Genomic DNA, 19,360 nt, shown 5'->3' with positions numbered 1-19,360 from the left:
AACAAGCAATCAATGCCGGGGTTAAAAATCGAGGAGAACAACGGCCGCCATATTGCCACGCTGCAAGATAATGTGACGTGAAATATATTGCATCACTCTTCAAATTGATTCGTTATCCGCATGGCTTCACTCACCGTTGTCTTGCCGGCAGTCACCAAGGTAACCGCATGACGACGCAAGGTTTGCCCCGCCATTTGCTCCTGAGCAACTTTAATAAACAGATTCGGATCCTGACTGTTTGCCGCATGCGTAACAGCGGCCGTCATTTCCAGCATTTCATACACGCCAGTACGTCCACGATAACCAGTACCATTGCAATGCGAACAGCCTTTTCCGTGTTTATAGTGATAGTGATCCACCGTATCGCCCAACTCTATTTGCAACCACTCATGCTCGGTAGGCAGCAATTCATAGTCGGTCTCACAGCTTTCGCAATTAACGCGTACCAAACGCTGCGCCAACACTGCCTGCAAGGACGTCGCCACCATGTAGTGCGGCACACCCATATCCAACAGACGAATAGGCGTGCTGATCGCATCGTTGGTATGCAAGGTTGATAGCACCAGATGGCCTGTCAATGCCGCGCGCATACCAATTAGCGCCGTCTCTTGGTCACGCATCTCGCCGACCAGAATCACATCGGGATCTTGCCGTAATGCAGAACGCAGGACTCGCGCAAAATTCAGATCAATCTTGTCATTCACTTGCACCTGATTGATGCCGGGCAGACGATATTCAACCGGATCTTCGACGGTAATCAATTTACGTTCTTGCGAATTCAATTCTGCCAAGGCGCCATACAGCGTCGTCGTTTTACCACTACCGGTCGGGCCAGTTACCAGTACCAAACCATTTGGACGGCGGATGATCTTGCGCAGGCGCTTCATCATCTCGACCGGCATGCCGATCGAATCCAGCATCAGCGTGCCACCACTTTGATTGAGCAAACGCATGACGACCGATTCGCCATATTGCGTCGGCATGGTTGAAATACGTACGTCGATATTCTGATTGCGCACCTTGATCGCAAAACGACCATCCTGCGGCAAGCGTTTTTCTGAAATATCCAGTTCGGACATCAACTTCAAACGCAGCGCCAGCGAGGCAGCAATTTTGATGTCGGCCTCGGTTTGCAGATGCAACATGCCATCGATACGGAAGCGTATCTGCAAGCGTCCTTCTTGCGGCTCGATATGAATATCGGATGCGCGCACCTGCGTCGCATCATCAAATACGGATTGCAGCAGCTTGACGATAGGAGCCTCTTCCAGCCCTGGCGTCATGCCAGACGAGCCGAAATCGACATGGCTATCGCCCAGATCCTGCTCTAGCTCACGTGCAAAATCTGTAATCTCTTCAGTGCGACGGTAGATACGATCTATCGCATGCAGCAACTCGCTCTCGTTAATGACAGCAAGTTCGATATCTCTTTTGACCGCGCGGGAAATTTCATCGTAAGCAAACAGATCGGTAGGATCGGCCATGCCAACCAGCAGCGTCTTGCGCCTGTCTTCCAGCACCAAGGCGCGGAAGCGGCGCGCTTGCGTCTCTGGCAAGAGGCGTACCGTCTCTGGATGTACGTTGAAAAACTTGATATTGATGTAAGGAATGTCCAACTGTTTGGCGAGTGCAGTCGATATCTGCTCTTCCGTCACCAAACCGTTTTCGACAAAAACGCGCCCGAGCTTTCTCCCTGTGCGCTTTTGTTCAGCGAGAGAAAATTGAAGCTGTTCCTCAGAAATCAATTTCTGCTGAAACAGGATTTCACCTAAGCGAACCTTTTCGGGCCGTGCCATATCGTCCTTTTCATTAAAAATACGTGCGTATTTTATGCCGGAACATCCTATGTTCCGCCGCATTTATCGTGAATTAACAAATTGACCGTCGTTAATGAAACACTTCATTGCTTAACGATGACTCATCGCAAATGCCGTGCCGAGCAAAGCAGCATTGGCTCCCATCCCATGCGGCAAGCTGCCAAACGCAAAAGCTTGCTGTATATTCTTAGACAATTCCACCCTACTCTAACGGCCACCATGTCTGCAGAAATCCAAGCATCCCGTCACGAAGCGACCCTGATCTTGACTCTCTCCAATCCTGGTGCGAAGAATGCACTGCACCCGGATATGTTCGCCGCCGCTGTTGAAGCGCTGTCGACAGCCGAGCGCGATGACTCTATCCGTGCGGTGATTCTGACTGGCGCAGACAACTTCTTCTGTGCTGGCGGCAATCTCAATCATCTGCTGGAACATCGTGCCATGAGCAAGGTCGATCAAGGCGATGCCGTCGATAGCTTGCGTAGCTGGATAGACGCAATCCGCGATTGCCCTAAACCTGTGATCGCCGCCATCGAAGGTGCCGCTGCCGGCGCAGGGTTCTCTCTAGCCTTGGCTTGCGATTTAATCGTCGCTGGTAACTATGCGAAATTTGCCATGTCTTACGTCAGAGTGGGATTGACGCCTGATGGCGGCGCATCCTGGTTCTTGACGCAAAGTCTGCCTCGCCAATTGGCGACCGAGATCTTGATTGAAGGCAAAACGATTCCTGCTCAACGTTTGTACGATCTGGGTCTGATCAACAAGATGGTTCCCGATGGCACGACACTGGATGTGGCGCTGAAGTGGGCCGATGAATTAGCTGAGTTATCAAGCAATGCTGTCGAACGTACCAAGTCATTGATACGCGATGCCAAAGATCATCCACTCTCACAGCATTTCGAGTTGGAGAAATTCAACTTCGTTGAAAGCCTCAATCATCGTGATGCACAAGAAGGTATCCACGCGTTCCTGGAAAAAAGAAAACCACATTACAAATGACATTAGCGAAAAGAAGGCGCGTCTATCTGATGCGTCACGGCAGTGTGACTTACTTCGATGACGAAGGAAAACCATACGCACATGATGAAGTACCGCTGAACGAAAAAGGCCGCATGCAAACGAGCGAAGCAGGTAAAACCTTCGCGCGACAAGGCATACAATTCGACCGCGTCATCACCTCCAATCTACCGCGCACGGTGGAATCCGCTACCCGCGTACTGGCAGAAACCGGCCAGCAAATCACGCTGGAACAATGGCAAGACTTGCAGGAAGTACGTGGCTGTCACTCACTGGAAGATATTGCAGACGACCATCTTGAGCATGCCTTTACCGGCGCCTTTACGTGCATGGCAGCAGAAGATAAAAAATTCCTGGAAGGCGAAAGCGTCGGTCAATTAATGGATCGCATCCACACAGCGATTGATCGCCTGCGTGCAGATACTTCGTGGGACACTGTTTTGCTCGTCTTGCACGGCGGAGTCAATCGTGCCGTCTTGTCTTATGCGATTACCAATCAACGCTTGTTCCTCGGCAATATCGAACAAGCGCCTGGCTGCATCAATATTCTGGATGTAGGCGAACGCCCAGATGATTGGGTCATCCAAACCATCAACTACGCACCGCCACTGCCGCTACATACGGCATCGCGCCTCACCACGATGGAAGAAGTCCTGCTGCATTACCGCAGATCACGTGGCCTGTAAGTAAGGTTGCCGCTAGCCTTCCGCCGTTTCTCGCGTTGCAGAGCAAGGAATCCTGAATTTCTGCATAATCTCGCCCAAGATTCAGATTTATGCGCTCTGCCGCAGCTCACTTACAGGAGAAGAAATGATAGACCTTTATTCCACCGCCACGCCCAACGGCCACAAAGTCCACATCATGCTGGAAGAATGCGGCCTAGCGTACAACATGCATCACATCGATATCGGCGCAGGCGATCAATTCACAGCAGATTTCCTCGCCATCTCGCCGAACAACAAGATTCCAGCAATTATTGATAGCGACGGCCCTGACGGCAAAGCGATGTCCTTGTTCGAATCTGGTGCCATTCTGATTTATCTCGCCAGCAAGGTTGGCAAGTTTCTCGGCATGACTGATCGCGAAAAATTCACGACCTTGCAATGGCTGATGTTCCAAATGGGTGGCGTCGGTCCTATGTTGGGCCAAGCGCATCACTTCCGCATGTATGCACCGGAAAAAATCGATTACGCAGTCAATCGCTACACCAATGAAGCAAAGCGCTTGTACGGCGTCATTGAAAAACGTCTGGCTGAAAGTAAATACCTCGCCGGCGATAACTACACCGTTGCCGATATCGCGACTTTCCCTTGGCTGCGCTCGTGGGAAAAACAGGGAATCGAATTGTCCGACTACCCTCACCTGCAAAACTGGTTCAACGAAATCAGCGAACGTCCGGCAGTCAAGAAAGGCGTCACGCTGTTTACAGATCTGCGCAAGCCTATCGCTGATGAAAAATCGAAGGAAATATTGTTTGGCGCAACACAGTACGCGAAGCGCTAATGAGAAAGTATCAGCGATTATTCCTGTTTTAATGTGAGGAATAATCGCTGGTGTTTGAGAGTTAGATGTAATGCCGCAGTATCAATTCAGCGACACAGACGGGCTTGTCACTGCCCTCGCATTCAACTGTTACTTGCCACACCATCTGCATTCCGCCGGTAATTTCTTCGACTGACTGCAACAGCATACGGCCACGTACGCGATGATCAACTGGCACCGGAGCCGGAAAACGTACCCGATTCAAACCGTAATTCACCGCCAGTTTGCACAGCGGGAACGCAATCGATACCTGCAACATGGTCGGCAATAAAGAGAGAGTTAGAAATCCGTGTGCAATCGGCGCACCGTAGGGTGACTCTTGGCGACAACGTTCGGCATCGACGTGTATCCATTGGTGATCGCCGCTGGCCTGCGCAAACAGATCGATGCGCTCCTGCGTGATCTCCAGCCAATCGGATACGGCCACTTCTTGTCCGACCAAATCTTTTAATTCAGCCAGCGATGCAATTTGACGCATATCGTTTCCGATCGATTTATTGGAGCGGTTGTTTCAACACATCAGGAATGGGCAAAGTCATGACATCGATTCCCTCTTCTGCCAAGGCAGAACGTTCGTCGGCTGTCGCGGTACCGCGTATGCCGTGCTCCGCAACTTCCTTGTAATGAATGCGACGTGCTTCTTCGGCAAATTGATTGCCGACGTCTTCCGTATTGGCAATCACCTTGCGCGCAAAATCCATTAACTGATCTTGCATACGCGCACTGTCGTCGTTCACACGTGCAGTTGCACCGGATAAATTTAAACGAGGAGATGATGGTAAACGTTTGATCTCTTGATTGCCGCATAAAGGGCATTCAATCAAATGTTTGGAGGATTGCGTGAAGAAGTCATCTTCGGAGGAAAACCATCCCTCAAAGCGATGATCGAGTTCACAACAAAGGTTATAGACTTTCATGAGTTTGGTGCCCGGGGCCGGACTTGAACCGGCACGCCTATTAGAGCGAGGGATTTTAAGTCCCTTGTGTCTACCGATTTCACCACCCGGGCATAATCACGATTTTAAACCACGATTCTAGGACAAAATAAAAGCGCTCGCGGCGCTTTCAAAAAAACTGGAGGCGGGGGTCGGGATCGAACCGGCGTAAACGGCTTTGCAGGCCGCTGCATAACCACTTTGCTACCCCGCCATGGGGCCGTATTGTACAGCGCAAGCGATGTTGCCGCATGTGCATAACAAAACGAAAACGAAATCTCAAACCTACAGCGAATAAAAAAGGAAGCTGACGAACGAGCTCCCTTTTGGAAATCCGAGTCGGAAAGATTTTCCGGTAGCGCGTATTATGCCCTAGTATGCTGCAGCTTTGCAAGATGTACTGGCATGCAAATACCTTGTGACGTTCCATGAACAACATTAACGCGCCTGACTCCGTAGTTGCCCTCTTCCTGGCGACACAAAATCTGAGCGTCGGGGCTGCGCTGGTCATGTGATTACTCTTTGCATAGAATGCTGTTTTTTATCATCGCGACAGAATCGGAATTGTTTATCCATGAATAGAACGAATACGGCGACTACCCCGCTCGTACTGGTCGTCGAAGACGAAACCGAACTGTCCGACATCCTGCTGGCTTATCTGCAACGCGATAACTTGCGCACTTTGCATGCGGCAACTGGGCCGGATGCCTTGCGCCTCTTTCGCGAGCATCAGCCTTCTATCGTATTGCTCGATATTCGACTGCCAGGCAAAGACGGCGTGGATGTCTTGAAAGAAATTCGTCAGGAAAGTGATACGCCTGTCATCATGACAACAGCGTTGGCAGACGATCTAGACAAAATGCTTAGTCTGAGATTGGGCGCCGACGATTATGTTGTCAAACCTTACAATCCAGCCGAAATCATTGAGCGCGTGCGCGCCGTGCTGCGTCGAACATTCCGCGCACCGGAGCCGCGCAACGATGCTCCCCTACGTATAGGTCAACTCGAAATCGATCAACAGGCTTACACCGCGCGCGCTTTTGATGCGGAGGAACGTCCTGTTGTGCTGCCACTGACGCTGACTGAATTCCGCATTCTGGTCTGTCTTGCAAAACGTCCCAAGCGCTGTTTCTCTCGTGCAGAACTGATTGAGGCATGTCTGCCAGAAAGCGATGCACTCGATCGCGTGATCGATTCCCATCTCAGCAAGTTGCGGAAAAAATTGCAGGACGCAGGTTGCAACGATTTGATTGAAACCGTACGTGGCATCGGATACCGACTATGGCGCGATACCTAGACCGCATCTGGATCCGCTTCGGACTCGGCATCGCTGCAACGGTGCTGGTCACGATGGTCGTCATGGGCGCAACCAGCTATGTTTACGGGCAAGTGGAATTCGAGCGTTTTCGTGACAGCCTTCCCGAACAAGTGCGCGTCGAATTCGATCTACTCAATGCGCGTGATATGGATGACAGTCCGCGTGCAATGGAAATCTATCAGCAGTACTGGTTAGGTAATCGCTGGGACACCGATGTCTTTGCGATCATCATCGATCTGTTGGTATGCCTACCATTCGGCTTGGTTGCCGGCTTGTGGACTTCGCGCATGGTCACACAACCGGTGCAATCGATAGCCGAGGCGGCACGGCGAGTCGCGGTCGGCGATTTCAGCGTGCGTGCACATGCACGTAGCCAAGGCGGGGAAATGACCAGCCTCGTCAACGATTTCAATCACATGACCGATGCGCTGGAAACGCTGGAGCGCGAGCGCAAATCGACGATGGCAGCGATCTCGCACGAATTGCGTACGCCACTGGCAGTATTGCAGGCCAGACTGCATGCGATATGCGACGGCGTGATCCCGGCCGATCCGAAAGAATTTTCACGTCTGCTGGAACAGGTACGTCATCTGACGCGTCTGGTGAGCGATTTGCATACGCTTTCCGTTGCCGATGCGGGACGCTTGTCCTTGCATCGCAAAGAACTCGATCTGGTCGCATTGGTACGCGATGTTCTGTCCAAGTACGCCAGCCGTCTTGAAGAACACGGCATGCAGGCCGAATTGACGATACAGGGCGAGATTCCGCTGATTCAAGCAGACGAAGACCGCTTGCATCAGATGTTGAACAATCTGATTGAAAATGCACTTCAATATGCTCAGAGCGGTGGTTGGTTGGGCATAGATTTACAATCCAAAGATAACGATGTTGTCATTTCAGTCAGTGATGCAGGCGAAGGACTGTCAGCGGATATGCATGAACAGGTATTCCAGCGCTTTCATCGTCTGGATCCGTCGCGCAATCGGGCTACCGGTGGTAGTGGATTAGGTCTGTCGATAGTACGTACCTTGGTAGAATTGCAAGGTGGCCATGTTTCCATCGACAAGGCTGAACGCGGTGGCGCACGGTTTGTCATTCAGTTGCCACGTAGTTAATAGCGTCGCCCTCTCTAATCTCCATCATTTCTCCACAATATCTGCATGGCGGCGCAATCTTGCGCGGCCAGAATCGGGTTTTCGGCAATAAAGGGCTATTTCGCCTCTTGCCGCCCCTTTCAAGCGGATACCCATTTGCTGCGATTTCCTCTCCCCAGATTTGCTGTTTCATGCGTATCGCTAGTGCTGGTGTCAGGCTGCGCGCAGGTGGACATGCCCAAGCTGCCCAACCTTCTGCCATCCCACTGGACGCAGACACCAGCAGCATCTGCTCCCGATAAAAATATTCCGCCTGTTGATCTGACTGGCTGGTGGAAACGTTTCGGCGATGCCGAGCTGGATGCGTTGGTTGAACGTGCATTGAGTTCAAATATGTCGCTGCGACAAGCCAAACTCAGACTGCAGGCAGCACGCGCATTAGCTGGCAATGTCAGCAAAAGCTATTTGCCGCAATTAGACTTCAGTTCGTATGGAACAGAAGATGCTGCGGCAGTAGACGCTTATTATCAATTGAGTCTGAACGCAGTCTGGAAACTAGGCTTGTTCGGCGATCAAGAAGGTGCTGAACGACGCGCTGGTGCCAGCTTAGAACGTGCTGCCGCTGCCGAGCAGGAAGCAAGAGTGGGGCTGGTAGCTGAAGTCGTGCGCAATTATCTGGAGCTGCGTGCAGCACAACAACAAATTGCAACGGCAGAAGAACTGGTCGCTCTCGATAGACGCACCTTGGAATTAACAGAGGTACGCATCACCAATCGTTTAGCCGGTCCTGATCAACGCTTGCAACTACAAGCACGATTGGCACGCACGCGAGCAGCACTCAGTTTGCCCAAGCAAGCAGAGGCGCGCGCGCTATACGCATTGGCAGCGTTAGTCGGACAAGCCCAACCAGACAGCACTTGGTCACAGCCACATCCATTACCGGCTTTGCAAGCAGGAGGAATTACACAAATTCCGAGTGACCTATTACGTAGCCGCCCTGACATGCGTGTTGCCGAAGCAGAAGTATTGCAAGCCGTCGGCGAACTTGGCATCGCCAAATCAGCGCTGTATCCGCGTATCGCACTCGGCGCATCTTATCTGTACTCCTACAATCTGACCCAGAATGGAAGAACGACCCAAAACGGCGTGCCTACCATCGGACCACTCATCGATCTGCCGCTGTTTGATTGGGGACAACGTAAAGCCATCGCCACAGCCCGCCAACATGAAGTAGACGCATCACTGGCCGGTTATCGACAAGTATTGCTGGACAGCGTTGCGCAGGTAGAAACCGGCATTGCATTGCTCACACAAGCTCAACAACGCGTGCAACATCTGCGCGATGCACTGGCAGCAACGCAAACGATGGCAGATAAAGACCGTTCACTGACGCGATTGGGATTATCCAGCGAATGGAGTGGCCTCGAATACAAACAAAATGTACTGCAGGCGCAGCAATCGTTGACCGCTGCTGAAACTGACTACGGCATTGCATACGCCACCTTGTTCCGCGCTCTTGGCGGCGCCCCGTTGCCACTAGCTGATAACGAGCCGCAATCATGATTCCATTAGCACGCAAGACGCTACTGTACGAATGGTTCCGCTTTATGCCGGCCGTGATGGCAGTCGGCTTCGCTGGCGTTCTTCTCGCCGTACAAGCAGCACTGGTAATGGGTATCTTTGGTAGCGCCGCAGTGTATGTCACCGCGTCTTCCGCTGACTTATGGGCCGGTTATCCAGGTACGCAAAGTGTCAATTTTGGCCGTCCGATAGGACAGGATGTAGAAATGCGCTTGCGTATGGATCCGGACGTGACCGCAGTAGAACCATACATCTGGGTTGATGGCGATTGGCGCGGTAGTGCCAGCGCTAGTGGCGTCTCGGTTTATGTATCCGGTATCGACACACAAGGCAGCATGATGTTTTCACGCATACTCTCGCCGGGTATGCGTCAGCTATTGCAAGAACCGGGTGCCGTCATCATTGATCGCGCCGAACGTGATCAATTACGTGCTGGCACCGATGACACAGCCTGGATCAATGGCCAGCGCGTCCATATTGTTGCTGCTCTCAATGGCTTGCGCGGACTGGGTGGCGTCAACGTGATCACATCGCTGGATACCGCTCGCATGCTGCAAACAGACGGTGCACAAGGTCCAAGCTATTACGTCGCCAAAATTCGCAGTAACGCGAAGCCTGCAACAGTTGCAGCACGCTTCGAACCTGATGCTCGCTTCGGCCCATTCTCCGTATGGACCGCACGCTCCTTTGCCAAACGCTCCCAACTGTACTGGCTATTCGATACCGGTGCCGGTGTAGCAGTACTGTTCATGGCCGCGATTGTGTTGCTGGTTGGTGCCGTCATTACCAGTCAGTCGTTGCTTGGTGTGGTCGCATCTTCAGCGCGTGAATACGCGATGCTGAATGCGCTCGGCGTCAGTCATCGCTCGCTCAGCCGTGTCGTCATCTCGCAATCCGGCTGGATAGGTGGTGCTGGATTGATCATCGCAGCACTGGCGTCTACCGCATTGCTCTCTATCGCTGCCGCGTATGGTGTGCCCATCAACATGAGCATATCGGTCGCGCTGATTTGCACGGCCTTGGTCCTGATACTGGCACTTGTTTCCGGCCTGTTTGCATTACGCGGCTTGATGCGTGCAGACCCTACCCTGTTGTTAAGGTAAATCATGCCGCTCGACATTAACACCCCCCCACCTAGTCTGGCCGCCGAGCGTGTCAGCAAATCTTTTCTTTCCGGCTTGGTGCGTATTCACGTCCTGCAACGGTTATCGGTATCGATTTACCCAGGTGAGTTGACATTGATTTCCGGACCATCCGGCTGCGGCAAAAGTACCTTGCTGTCACTGCTTAGCGGACTGCAGGCACCGGATGAAGGTCGTATTACTGCGCTGGATGAAGAGCTGGGCAATATCGGCCGCCATCAACTAGAACGCTTCCGCCTCAAGCACACAGGATTCGTGTTTCAAGGCTTCAATCTTTTCCCTGCCCTCACCGCTTGCGAACAAGTGCAATTGCCGCTTGGTTATATGGGCATGAACGACAACGATGCGCGTAAAAGCGCGATGGCCGCATTGGAAGAAGTTGGCATGTCGCATCGCGCCGATGAACGTCCTGCCAAACTGTCCGGTGGCGAACGTCAGCGCGTTGCTATTGCACGCGCGATCGCCAAGCAACCACAACTTTTATTTGCAGATGAACCGACCAGTTCACTCGATGCTGACAATGGTCAGAACGTGATCGACATCCTGCATCGCATCGCCCACACACACCAAGCCACCGTGCTTTGTGTCAGCCATGATCCGCGCTTGATCCGACACGCCGACCGCGTACTGGAAATGGAAGATGGCGTGATCCGCAATGATTGGCGCCCTGAACGTATTCGGCCCACGCCACTTTACAAAGAAGGACAACAATGATGAATGCCCATCGGCATATTTACAGCCTGCTGGCACTGAGTGCCTGCATAGGCTTGACTGCCTGCTCCGATGACAAACCGGCAGCCGCACCCAAAGCTGCTGGAAACGATCATGCCTACGTTGCCATCGCACGCGGCAAGATTGAAGCACAAGGAGGCCTGGTCGCTATCCAACCTGCACAAGACGGTCGTGTCGTACGCTTGCCAGTCAGCGAAGGGCAACAAGTTGCGTCCGGCGCCGTACTCGCAGAACTCGACAGCCGCAATGAACAAATTGAATTGAGTGAATCCGAAGCGCGTCTGCGTCAGGCGCAAGCACAGGCGCAAGCAGCTACTTTACCGCTGTCCGGTGCACGCGATCTGGCACAACGACTACATCAAGCTGCCGAAGCTGGTGCCAGCGACGTACAACGTGCGGATGAAGCCAATCAACGTGTGCAACAACTACAGGCTGCCGCCACGATATCCGGCAACGATGTCGCGATTGCACGTGAACGAGTGGAAGCTGCCAAGCAACGTCTTGCCGCACGCACTTTGCACGCACCACAAGCAGGCACGATCATCATGCTCGACGCCACTATCGGTACACAAACGTTGGCACAAGGTGGCAAGCCGCTGATGACCTTGTTGCCAGCACGTCCACCACAAATTCGCGCCGAGTTGAATGAGAGTTTTGTATCGCAAGTCAAACCCGGCATGCATGCCGACATCAGCATCGAGGCTGATCCGCAACGCAAACCCCTGCGCGCACGTGTAGTACGCATCGGGCAGGTATTCGCCAACAGCCGCCTGAGCGATGACGGCAATCCACGCAGCAATTTACGCGTGGTCGATTGTGTACTGGCCTTCGACGAAGTGCCGGATGTACGCATCGGACAAAATGTGAGAGTGAGCTTCCATGAATAAGAACCTGAACTTCCGCCCTGTCACGGCATCCAGACAGGCGCCATCCGAAATATCGGAATGGGCAATCCAATGTGATTTCGACGGCACCATCAGTACCGTTGACGTGACCGATTCTCTGCTTAACCGCTTTGCCCGTGACGGCTACGAAGAATTGGAAGAAGCGTGGGTACGTGGAGAAATCGGCTCGCGCGTTTGCATGCAAAAACAAATTGCCTTGCTCGATATGAGCATGGACGACTTGCACGCACATCTGGATCTGATTGAAATTGATCCGGCCTTCCCTGCATTCGTACAAGCTGCATCGGCACGCGGACTACCGCTGCAAATCGTCAGCGATGGCATGGACTATGTCATCTCTTATGTATTGAAACGCCATGGCCTCGGCCATCTGCAAGTCCTAGCCAATCACCTGGTACAAACCGGACCACGTAGCTGGCAATTACAATCACCACACGCCAGCACATCTTGCAACCGTAACAGCGGTACTTGCAAATGCGCACTGCTGGAAACACAACGCGCCAAGCATGCTCGCGTGCTTTTCATTGGCGATGGCACATCTGATTTCTGCGTATCTGGTCAAGCTGATTTCGTATTGGCCACCAGCCGTTTGCTCGAACACTGCCGCAAAAACGCTTATGCGCACGCCGCTTTCGCCGACTTTGATGAAGCCATTACGCTGCTGTCACAGGTAGTCGCAAGAGAGGAAATGCAGGCATGACCGAACATGAATTTCTGTTCGAAGGTGGACGTACTGGTGTGCTGCTGATACACGGATTGACCGGCACACCAAATGAAATGCGCCTGCTCGGTAAAGGTCTGCATCGTGCAGGCCATACCGTGTACGGCATGCAACTGGCTGGCCATTGCGGCACGGCAGATGATTTGATTGCCACCAGCTGGCAGGATTGGTACAACAGCGTACTCGTTGCAGCAGATCATTTACGTACACGCGTGGGCGTGGATCGCATCTTCGTCATGGGTCTGTCGATGGGTGCGCTATTGTCCTTGAAGCTTGCCGCCGATCAGCCAGAAAAAGTGGCCGGCGTAGGCGCATTGGCGACCATGTTCCAACATGATGGCTGGAGCATGCCGCGTTATACGCGCCTCAGTTTTCTGCTGCGTATTTTCAAAGCATTGCGTATAGGTCGCAATAGCTGCTTTACCGAACAGCCACCGTATGGCATCAAGGATGCTGCCCTGCGCAAACGTATCGTGGCGCAAATGCATTCCGGCGATAGCTCGGAAGCTGGCCTGCCTGGCAATCCATGGTGGTCGGTAGCGGAACTGTATGGTTTAGCTGCAGAAGTACGCCGCCAACTACCTGCGATCACCGCTCCCTGCCTCTTGGTTCACGCCACAGAGGACGATGTCGCGAGTCTGCAAAAAAACGCTCTGCTTGTGCAAAACAGTGTCAAAGGTCCAGTGCAAACACTGTGGCTGCAAGACAGCTATCACATGGTCACCATCGACCGCGAACGCCGCTTGGTGATCGAACGAGCCTGCGACTTCATCGCACAGACATTGGGCATGAACTCCTCGACAAGCAAGCACACCAACTCTACATCGTCCCATCTGGCCGCAGCATGATAGGTGAAACACTGCCGTGGCTGGCAATTGTCCTATGGGCTGCCAATGTGATTGTGGATAGTGCCGGTCAACTGGCATTCAAGGCTGCTGCCATCAATGATGCGGATGCTGAAGGTTTGGCACGTTGGTATCGAATGGCGCAACAACCGTGGTTGTGGTTAGGCATAGGTTGCTACGTATTGGAATTTGTACTGTGGTTGGCTTTTCTGTCGCTGGTACCACTGTCGCAAGGCGTGCTGATGGGGTCGATCAATATCGTCGCCATCATGCTGGCTGGACGCTGGCTGTTCCGTGAAAAACTCACACGCTTGCGCGTGATCGGTATTCTGCTGGTGTCCTTGGGCGTCGCGATTGTGGGATTGCCGGCATGAAGAAAAGTTTCTACATCATCGGCTTCATGGCCTTGCTCGCCTTCGACACCTTGGCGCAGCTAAGCTTCAAGTACGCAGCCATCCACGCGCTACCACTGCAGGCAAATACCGAGTGGCTATTACGGGTATTCAGCATGCCGTGGATCTATGGCGCCTTCATCGGTTACATAGGTGCATTCTTCAGTTGGATGACGCTGCTGAAACACGCGCCCATCGGCCCGGCCTTTGCTGCTTCGCATTTGGAAATCCTGTCCGTCATGCTGCTGTCCGTCTGGCTGTTCGACGAAAAAATCGGTTGGCCGCAAATACTCGCTGCCGTTCTGATTGTTGCCGGCGTCATCTGCCTCGCCTTCAGTGAAAACGAACTCCATCCCGAAGCCGCCAGCGGTGAGGAACATGCAGTTCGCTGAAAGTAAAAATGCCAGGTACGAGGTACCGCCGACCGCCGGCCTGCCCTTGTACCTAAGCGATCTTTTGCCTGGCAGTGCCGACCTGGCAGTAGCCGTCGCACAATTCCTGAATGTAGAACACGCACAACTGGAAAGCTCAGGCACCGCTGCACTGGTCATTGCCTTGCATGCCCTGCACGACATCGCGCCGACGCGCCACACCGTCATCGTTCCTGCCTACACTTGCCCGCTGGTTGCATTGGCCGTCGCACAATGCGGCTTGACGCTACGCATCTGCGATCTGCTGCCAGACAGTCTGAGCATGGATCCAGTCATGCTGGCGAGCCTGTGTGATGCCAACACGCTCGCCATCCTGCCCACGCATCTATGTGGAAGAATCAGCGCCGTCACCCCCATACAAGCATGCGCCCGCGCCTGTGGTGCCTGGGTGATCGAAGATGCAGCACAAGCGCTAGGTGCACGTGTAGATGGACACAGCGTCGGTACTGAAAGCGATCTCGCCATTTTTAGCCTTGCAATCGGCAAAGGTTTGACTATCTACGAAGGTGGCATTCTGATCGCACGCGATGCCGCAGTACGTGCTGCCTGCGCCAAGGCTAGCGCACGTCTTGCACCAGCGCGCCCTCTTGTCGAATGCCAGCGTTCGCTGGAACTGGCTGCCTATGCCGTGCTATATCGTCCTTCGTTGTTACCCCTCGCCTACGGCAAACCATTACGCCGCGCGCTGCAGCTCAACGATTGGCTGGATGCCGCAGGCGATCGCTTCCCTACTCGTACCGTATTGCATCGTCCCGGAAAATGGCGGCAGGTAGTTGGCGTACGTGCCATAAAAAGATTAGCTGCATTTCAAACGAGTACACGCGAACAAGCACTACGCCGTCTGCCCCAACTGCGCTCCATCGAAGGAATCATACCGTTTGAAGATGAAGAAGGCTGTGGCACATGGCCGGTGCTCAGCTTGCTCATGCCGGATCGCACGCGTCGCGATGCGGCATTGCAGGCTTTATGGGGAATGAGATGCGGTGTGAGCCTGCCTTTCGTGCATGCTCTACCCGACTACGCGTATTTGAATGAAGTAATACCGACTAGTGCACAAGATAAACATGCTTTGCCAAACGCTCGCATGCTGGCTACACGCGTACTGACAATCAGCAACAGTCCGTGGTTGGACGACGCAACATTTGCATCTATCTGCAGCACGCTTGCACGTATCTGCAAACAAACATAATTAATCTCTGCTCATCGCCTGCTGCAAACGTGTCACCAAGCGCTGATTCAAGGCTTGTTGATCAACCTGCCAAGCTTGCAACATGGCAGAAGGAATCGCCAAAGTCTGTTCATCGCCCGCACTCAACCAACGCTTCCACGCACTTGCATGACGATATTCCGAAACATCACCAGTGATATCGCTGGCCATCATTTGACCATCAAGGGTAGCGATCATGCGCATCAACTGTTCTTCCAGCAATTGCCCCTGATCCCAGTTGGTACGCACCACGTCCGGACTGAATGCATCTTTGTCGATGGATAGATAAGTATCTTCTTTGTTCTCAACCAGCATTGCGCACACTGCATCAGTCAGCGTTGCCGCATTATCGAAGTTGTGAAAAGCGTGATTCAGTCGCAAGAAACGTGACCAACTCGTATCTACACCAACACTCCAGTAACTGAGCTTGCCTGCCAGCAGCGGCGTCAGATAGTTTTCCCACGCATGACCACTGCCGATATCGGGTGAAGTAATTCCGACCACATGCACGTGACTGACTTGCGGCAACATCGCCACACGTCGCACCCACGAACCGCAATGCACACCAAACAGGTAACGCATATTGTCTGGATGATTGTCGATCACCACCAAGCGCAGCGGACGCTGCCGCTTTTCCGCCAAGCGTTTTACCAAGGGCAAACTGAGATGATGGAAATCTCCGCTCCCCATCAACACCGGTCCGTATTCGGCCGGCAACTGCGTGCTCAGATAACGAGCAAATGCAGCCAATACACTGCGACGACAACCAAAGCGTAGACGTTCCTGCCAATCCTGCAACGGCAAATGCAATGCGCCATCCGGAACACCAGTAGAGCCATCAAGATCTAGCACTATCGGCTGTTTATGCATGATGCTGCTCGCTCCATTGTCTATCGCTTTCAAAACTGCCTACGAATCGTCGTGCCAATGCACGCAACACACGATTACGCACATACACCGCATGCCGCGTATAGGTGAAAGACGCACCCAAGTCAGCCTTGACCTGTGGATCGGTCCAGCCTGCTACGTAATGTGTCAATCCTCGCTCCAAGGCGTACTCAAGGTTCACAAACCAGCTAATGAAATACAAATTATTCTCGCGCGCTTGCGGATAACGCAAACCGATATATTTATCGATCAAGCGCCCATCGTGCTCAAAGCACAAGTTGTAGCCTATCAGTTCGTCTTCGTACCTATATTCAAAGCTGATGCCACCGTTCTTACCATCCCGCAGCATAGCCGCAAAGAAATCACGCGTGAGCAAGTCGAAATGTATTTCACTCTGTTTATACACATCCAGATACAGCGCGTAGTAAGTATCGACAACAGCATCGTCATCAAAAAGTGGATTGCCGGTATGTACACGATCTATCTGCAAACCATCACGCTTGCGTAATTTACGGCGCAGGTTTTTACGACGGCTATTAGAGAGTCGCTCAAGATAAGCATCGATATGATCGAAATCGATAGCCACATAAGCCAGCGCCTGTCCCTCGACCAACACAAATCCTTGCTCCTCACACGCGAGCGCAAATTGTTCTGCACGTGCATTGGTATGTGCATCGAGTAAAGGAGATTGCTGTGGAATGTCTTTTACGATGACCAGACGATAATCGCGCCCTGGCACACAGCGCAAGCTGTCGGCAAAGCTCGCAGGCTCAGCATCTGGCAACAAGGTGTATTCAGTGACGGTAGTGCCGACAAACGCGGTACGCACGCGTAACCATGGCAGCCAGCGGCTGGCCCACGGCAAGGCATGCACACGTCGTCGCAACGCATCGTCCGCTGTCGTCAATAAATCAAAAGACGCAACGAAACCAGGTGTGCCGTGCAACAGTGAAAGAGGCGCAAACCCTTGCGGAGGATGCGCCTCAAACAGTGCGACCAACGCATCCGGCTCGAGCTGATTCAGGCGTGTCGCCGACACGCCATCCTGCACATCAGGCACGCTTGGCGCGTGTCAGTAGTTGATCCAGCAAGACCATTGCTTCATCGATCTCGTCACGGCTGATCATCAATGACGGTGCGAAGGTGATCACGTTTTTATAGTAGCCGCCAACGTCCAGCACCAAACCACGTTTTTGACCTTTGTATTCGAGCGTACCTTCGAGGCCCATATCGACCATCTTGTCGAGCAATGCACGATTAGGTGTGAAACCGTCATCCGTGCAAATCTCTGCCCGCAAGGCCAGACCCAAGCCATCGACATCGCCGATTTCCTTGTGACGTTTTTGCAGATCGCGCAAACCTTCGAGGAAGTAAGCACCGCTGTCGCAGACTTGTTTGCCAAAGTCCACTTCGTGCGTCATCTTCAACACTTCCAGACCGATGGCGGTGCCCAGCGGATTAGATGCGAAGGTCGAGTGTGTCGAACCTGGTGGGAAGATCGTAGGGTTGATCAACTCTTCGCGTGCCCACAGACCGCTCAGTGCATTCAAACCATTCGTCAACGCTTTAGCAAAAACCAATACGTCAGGTTGCACGCCAAAGTTTTCGATCGACCAGAGTTTACCGGTACGCCAGAAGCCCATTTGGATTTCATCGACCACCAGCAGTACACCGTGATCGTCCAGAACCTTCTTCATACCTTTGAAGTAGTTCGGTGGTGGAATGACGTAACCACCTGTACCTTGAATCGGCTCAATATAGAAAGCAGCGTATTCGCACTGATTGGCTTTTGGATCCCACACTGCGTGATATTCGTTTTCGAACTTGCGCGCAAATTCTTTGACCAGCGACTCACCATATTCTTCAGCCGTCATGCCTTTAGGGCGACGAAATGGATAAGGGAAAGGTAGAAAATGCGCACGGTCACCAAAATGACCATAGCGACGACGATAACGGTAGCTGGAAGTAATGCTCGATGCGCCCAAGGTACGACCGTGATAACCGCCTTCGAAGGCGAACATCAGGCTCTTGCCGTTGCTGGCATTACGCACAATTTTCAATGAGTCTTCAATCGCCTGCGCACCGCCGACGTTGAAATGCACGCGACCTTCACGGCCCCATTTTTTCTCTGCATCCTGTGCTATCCATTTTGCCAATTCAATCTTGGTTGGATGCAGGTACTGGCTGGCAATCTGTGGCAACACGTCGAGCTGCTTCCGCATCGCATCTTCAAGACGCTTGTTCTTGTAACCGAAGTTAACGGCCGAATACCACATCTGTAAATCAAGGTAACGCGTATCTTCAGCGTCGATCATGTAGCTGCCTTCGCAGCCGGCGAAAATCTTAGGCGGGTTAACGTAATGGACGGTATCGCCGAAGGAACAATATTTCGCTTCGTCAGCCAACAGGTTTGCGCTCATGCATACTCCAGATTGTGCGTTGAAAAGTCATTGCTAGCCCATAGGCGCAACGACGACTGGCGTCATTCTGGAATGGCAATCTTTCGCAACTGTCGAGGAATTGTGTGGAATTTGTGGAGGGAAAAGCTGGAAGGCCAGAACATTTCACAAACATCATGACGATGGCAGAATTGAAAGCACATCGGAAGCTCGTTGATGACAAAACAGAAATGCGACGACGTTCCATTTTGCATAGGCAAGACCGCACAACAGCGTATGCATCAAGCTCGGGCAAATAACAGTGGAAGAGATAGAAAGTGAAGCGAAAATGAAAAAAGGAGCTATAAGCTCCTTTTTTAACACCTGATGTCTGCAAATTATTGCAGTTAAATCT

The 19,360-nt window shown here is 52.6% G+C and carries 21 protein-coding genes and 2 tRNA genes; 14 read left to right on the top strand and 9 right to left on the bottom strand.

Annotation, left to right across the window (positions count from 1 at the left end; all coding sequences use genetic code 11):
- Positions 1-92 precede the first annotated feature (92 nt).
- Positions 93-1,796, bottom strand: a complete 1,704-nt coding sequence (locus AC07N2_RS12245) for a GspE/PulE family protein (RefSeq protein WP_494778508.1) — start codon at positions 1,794-1,796, stop codon at positions 93-95.
- Between the two features lie 240 nt (positions 1,797-2,036).
- On the opposite strand from AC07N2_RS12245, the gene AC07N2_RS12240 reads away from it, so the two are divergent.
- The 3 genes from AC07N2_RS12240 (at position 2,037) to AC07N2_RS12230 (ending at position 4,337) form a co-directional block, all read left to right on the top strand.
- Positions 2,037-2,816, top strand: coding sequence for an oxepin-CoA hydrolase, alternative type (locus AC07N2_RS12240; protein ID WP_494778507.1), 780 nt, complete (start codon positions 2,037-2,039; stop codon positions 2,814-2,816).
- Positions 2,813-3,520, top strand: coding sequence for a histidine phosphatase family protein (locus tag AC07N2_RS12235; protein ID WP_494778506.1), 708 nt, complete (start codon positions 2,813-2,815; stop codon positions 3,518-3,520). Before AC07N2_RS12240 ends, AC07N2_RS12235 begins: the two co-directional genes overlap by 4 nt.
- A 124-nt stretch (positions 3,521-3,644) precedes the next feature.
- Entirely contained in the window at positions 3,645-4,337 is a 693-nt protein-coding gene (locus AC07N2_RS12230) for a glutathione binding-like protein (protein ID WP_494778505.1), read from the top strand.
- Positions 4,338-4,398: 61 nt separating this feature from the next.
- Here the strand turns inward: AC07N2_RS12230 and AC07N2_RS12225 are convergent, their stop codons facing one another.
- The 4 genes from AC07N2_RS12225 to AC07N2_RS12210 form a co-directional block, all read right to left on the bottom strand.
- Positions 4,399-4,854 carry a MaoC family dehydratase gene (locus AC07N2_RS12225; RefSeq protein ID WP_494778504.1) on the bottom strand — a complete coding sequence of 152 codons (456 nt, stop codon included), beginning with the start codon at positions 4,852-4,854 and terminating at the stop codon, positions 4,399-4,401.
- 16 nt (positions 4,855-4,870) lie between these two features.
- Entirely contained in the window at positions 4,871-5,293 is a 423-nt protein-coding gene (locus tag AC07N2_RS12220; protein ID WP_494778503.1) for a DUF1178 family protein, read from the bottom strand.
- Between the two features lie 5 nt (positions 5,294-5,298).
- Positions 5,299-5,385, bottom strand: a tRNA-Leu gene (locus AC07N2_RS12215).
- A gap of 66 nt (positions 5,386-5,451) precedes the next feature.
- A tRNA-Cys gene (locus AC07N2_RS12210) sits at positions 5,452-5,525 on the bottom strand.
- A 360-nt stretch (positions 5,526-5,885) separates the two neighbouring features.
- On the opposite strand from AC07N2_RS12210, the gene AC07N2_RS12205 reads away from it, so the two are divergent.
- From AC07N2_RS12205 to AC07N2_RS12155, 11 genes are read left to right on the top strand one after another with little or no spacing between them, the layout of a single operon-like run.
- A complete protein-coding gene (locus AC07N2_RS12205) occupies positions 5,886-6,608 on the top strand; it encodes a response regulator (RefSeq protein WP_494778502.1) in 723 nt (240 codons plus the stop codon).
- Positions 6,593-7,744 carry a sensor histidine kinase gene (locus AC07N2_RS12200; RefSeq protein WP_494778501.1) on the top strand — a complete coding sequence of 384 codons (1,152 nt, stop codon included), beginning with the start codon at positions 6,593-6,595 and terminating at the stop codon, positions 7,742-7,744. The genes AC07N2_RS12205 and AC07N2_RS12200 overlap by 16 nt, the downstream gene beginning before the upstream one ends.
- 45 nt (positions 7,745-7,789) lie before the next feature.
- The gene (locus tag AC07N2_RS12195) at positions 7,790-9,286 is read left to right on the top strand and encodes an efflux transporter outer membrane subunit (protein ID WP_494778500.1); all 1,497 of its coding nucleotides are present in this window, start codon (positions 7,790-7,792) and stop codon (positions 9,284-9,286) included.
- Positions 9,283-10,407 (top strand): ABC transporter permease, encoded by a 1,125-nt coding sequence (locus AC07N2_RS12190; RefSeq protein ID WP_494778499.1) that lies wholly within the window; start codon positions 9,283-9,285, stop codon positions 10,405-10,407. The genes AC07N2_RS12195 and AC07N2_RS12190 overlap by 4 nt, the downstream gene beginning before the upstream one ends.
- A 3-nt stretch (positions 10,408-10,410) precedes the next feature.
- Positions 10,411-11,160 carry an ABC transporter ATP-binding protein gene (locus tag AC07N2_RS12185; protein WP_494778498.1) on the top strand — a complete coding sequence of 250 codons (750 nt, stop codon included), beginning with the start codon at positions 10,411-10,413 and terminating at the stop codon, positions 11,158-11,160.
- Positions 11,157-12,065, top strand: coding sequence for an HlyD family secretion protein (locus tag AC07N2_RS12180; RefSeq protein ID WP_494778497.1), 909 nt, complete (start codon positions 11,157-11,159; stop codon positions 12,063-12,065). The genes AC07N2_RS12185 and AC07N2_RS12180 overlap by 4 nt, the downstream gene beginning before the upstream one ends.
- A complete protein-coding gene (locus tag AC07N2_RS12175; protein WP_494778496.1) occupies positions 12,058-12,783 on the top strand; it encodes an MtnX-like HAD-IB family phosphatase in 726 nt (241 codons plus the stop codon). The genes AC07N2_RS12180 and AC07N2_RS12175 overlap by 8 nt, the downstream gene beginning before the upstream one ends.
- Positions 12,780-13,652, top strand: coding sequence for an alpha/beta hydrolase (locus tag AC07N2_RS12170; protein WP_494778495.1), 873 nt, complete (start codon positions 12,780-12,782; stop codon positions 13,650-13,652). The genes AC07N2_RS12175 and AC07N2_RS12170 overlap by 4 nt, the downstream gene beginning before the upstream one ends.
- Positions 13,649-14,023, top strand: coding sequence for an EamA family transporter (locus tag AC07N2_RS12165; RefSeq protein WP_157889122.1), 375 nt, complete (start codon positions 13,649-13,651; stop codon positions 14,021-14,023). Before AC07N2_RS12170 ends, AC07N2_RS12165 begins: the two co-directional genes overlap by 4 nt.
- On the top strand, positions 14,020-14,433 hold the full coding sequence (locus AC07N2_RS12160) for a DMT family transporter (RefSeq protein WP_494778494.1): 414 nt from the start codon (positions 14,020-14,022) through the stop codon (positions 14,431-14,433). The genes AC07N2_RS12165 and AC07N2_RS12160 overlap by 4 nt, the downstream gene beginning before the upstream one ends.
- Positions 14,420-15,661 (top strand): DegT/DnrJ/EryC1/StrS family aminotransferase, encoded by a 1,242-nt coding sequence (locus AC07N2_RS12155; protein ID WP_494778493.1) that lies wholly within the window; start codon positions 14,420-14,422, stop codon positions 15,659-15,661. Before AC07N2_RS12160 ends, AC07N2_RS12155 begins: the two co-directional genes overlap by 14 nt.
- Here the strand turns inward: AC07N2_RS12155 and AC07N2_RS12150 are convergent, their stop codons facing one another.
- From AC07N2_RS12150 to AC07N2_RS12135, 4 genes are all read right to left on the bottom strand, one after another.
- Positions 15,662-16,549, bottom strand: coding sequence for an arginase family protein (locus tag AC07N2_RS12150; RefSeq protein WP_494778492.1), 888 nt, complete (start codon positions 16,547-16,549; stop codon positions 15,662-15,664).
- Entirely contained in the window at positions 16,542-17,606 is a 1,065-nt protein-coding gene (locus AC07N2_RS12145) for a GNAT family N-acetyltransferase (RefSeq protein ID WP_494779248.1), read from the bottom strand. The genes AC07N2_RS12150 and AC07N2_RS12145 overlap by 8 nt, the downstream gene beginning before the upstream one ends.
- 13 nt (positions 17,607-17,619) lie before the next feature.
- On the bottom strand, positions 17,620-18,987 hold the full coding sequence (locus AC07N2_RS12140) for an aspartate aminotransferase family protein (RefSeq protein WP_494778491.1): 1,368 nt from the start codon (positions 18,985-18,987) through the stop codon (positions 17,620-17,622).
- A gap of 153 nt (positions 18,988-19,140) precedes the next feature.
- Positions 19,141-19,360 (bottom strand): hypothetical protein (locus AC07N2_RS12135; protein ID WP_494778490.1); only part of this gene is annotated, 220 nt, incomplete at its 5' end.

This window comes from Herminiimonas sp. GW821-FHT09C12 (assembly GCF_059416385.1).
This window is presented reverse-complemented; position numbering and strand designations above follow the sequence as displayed.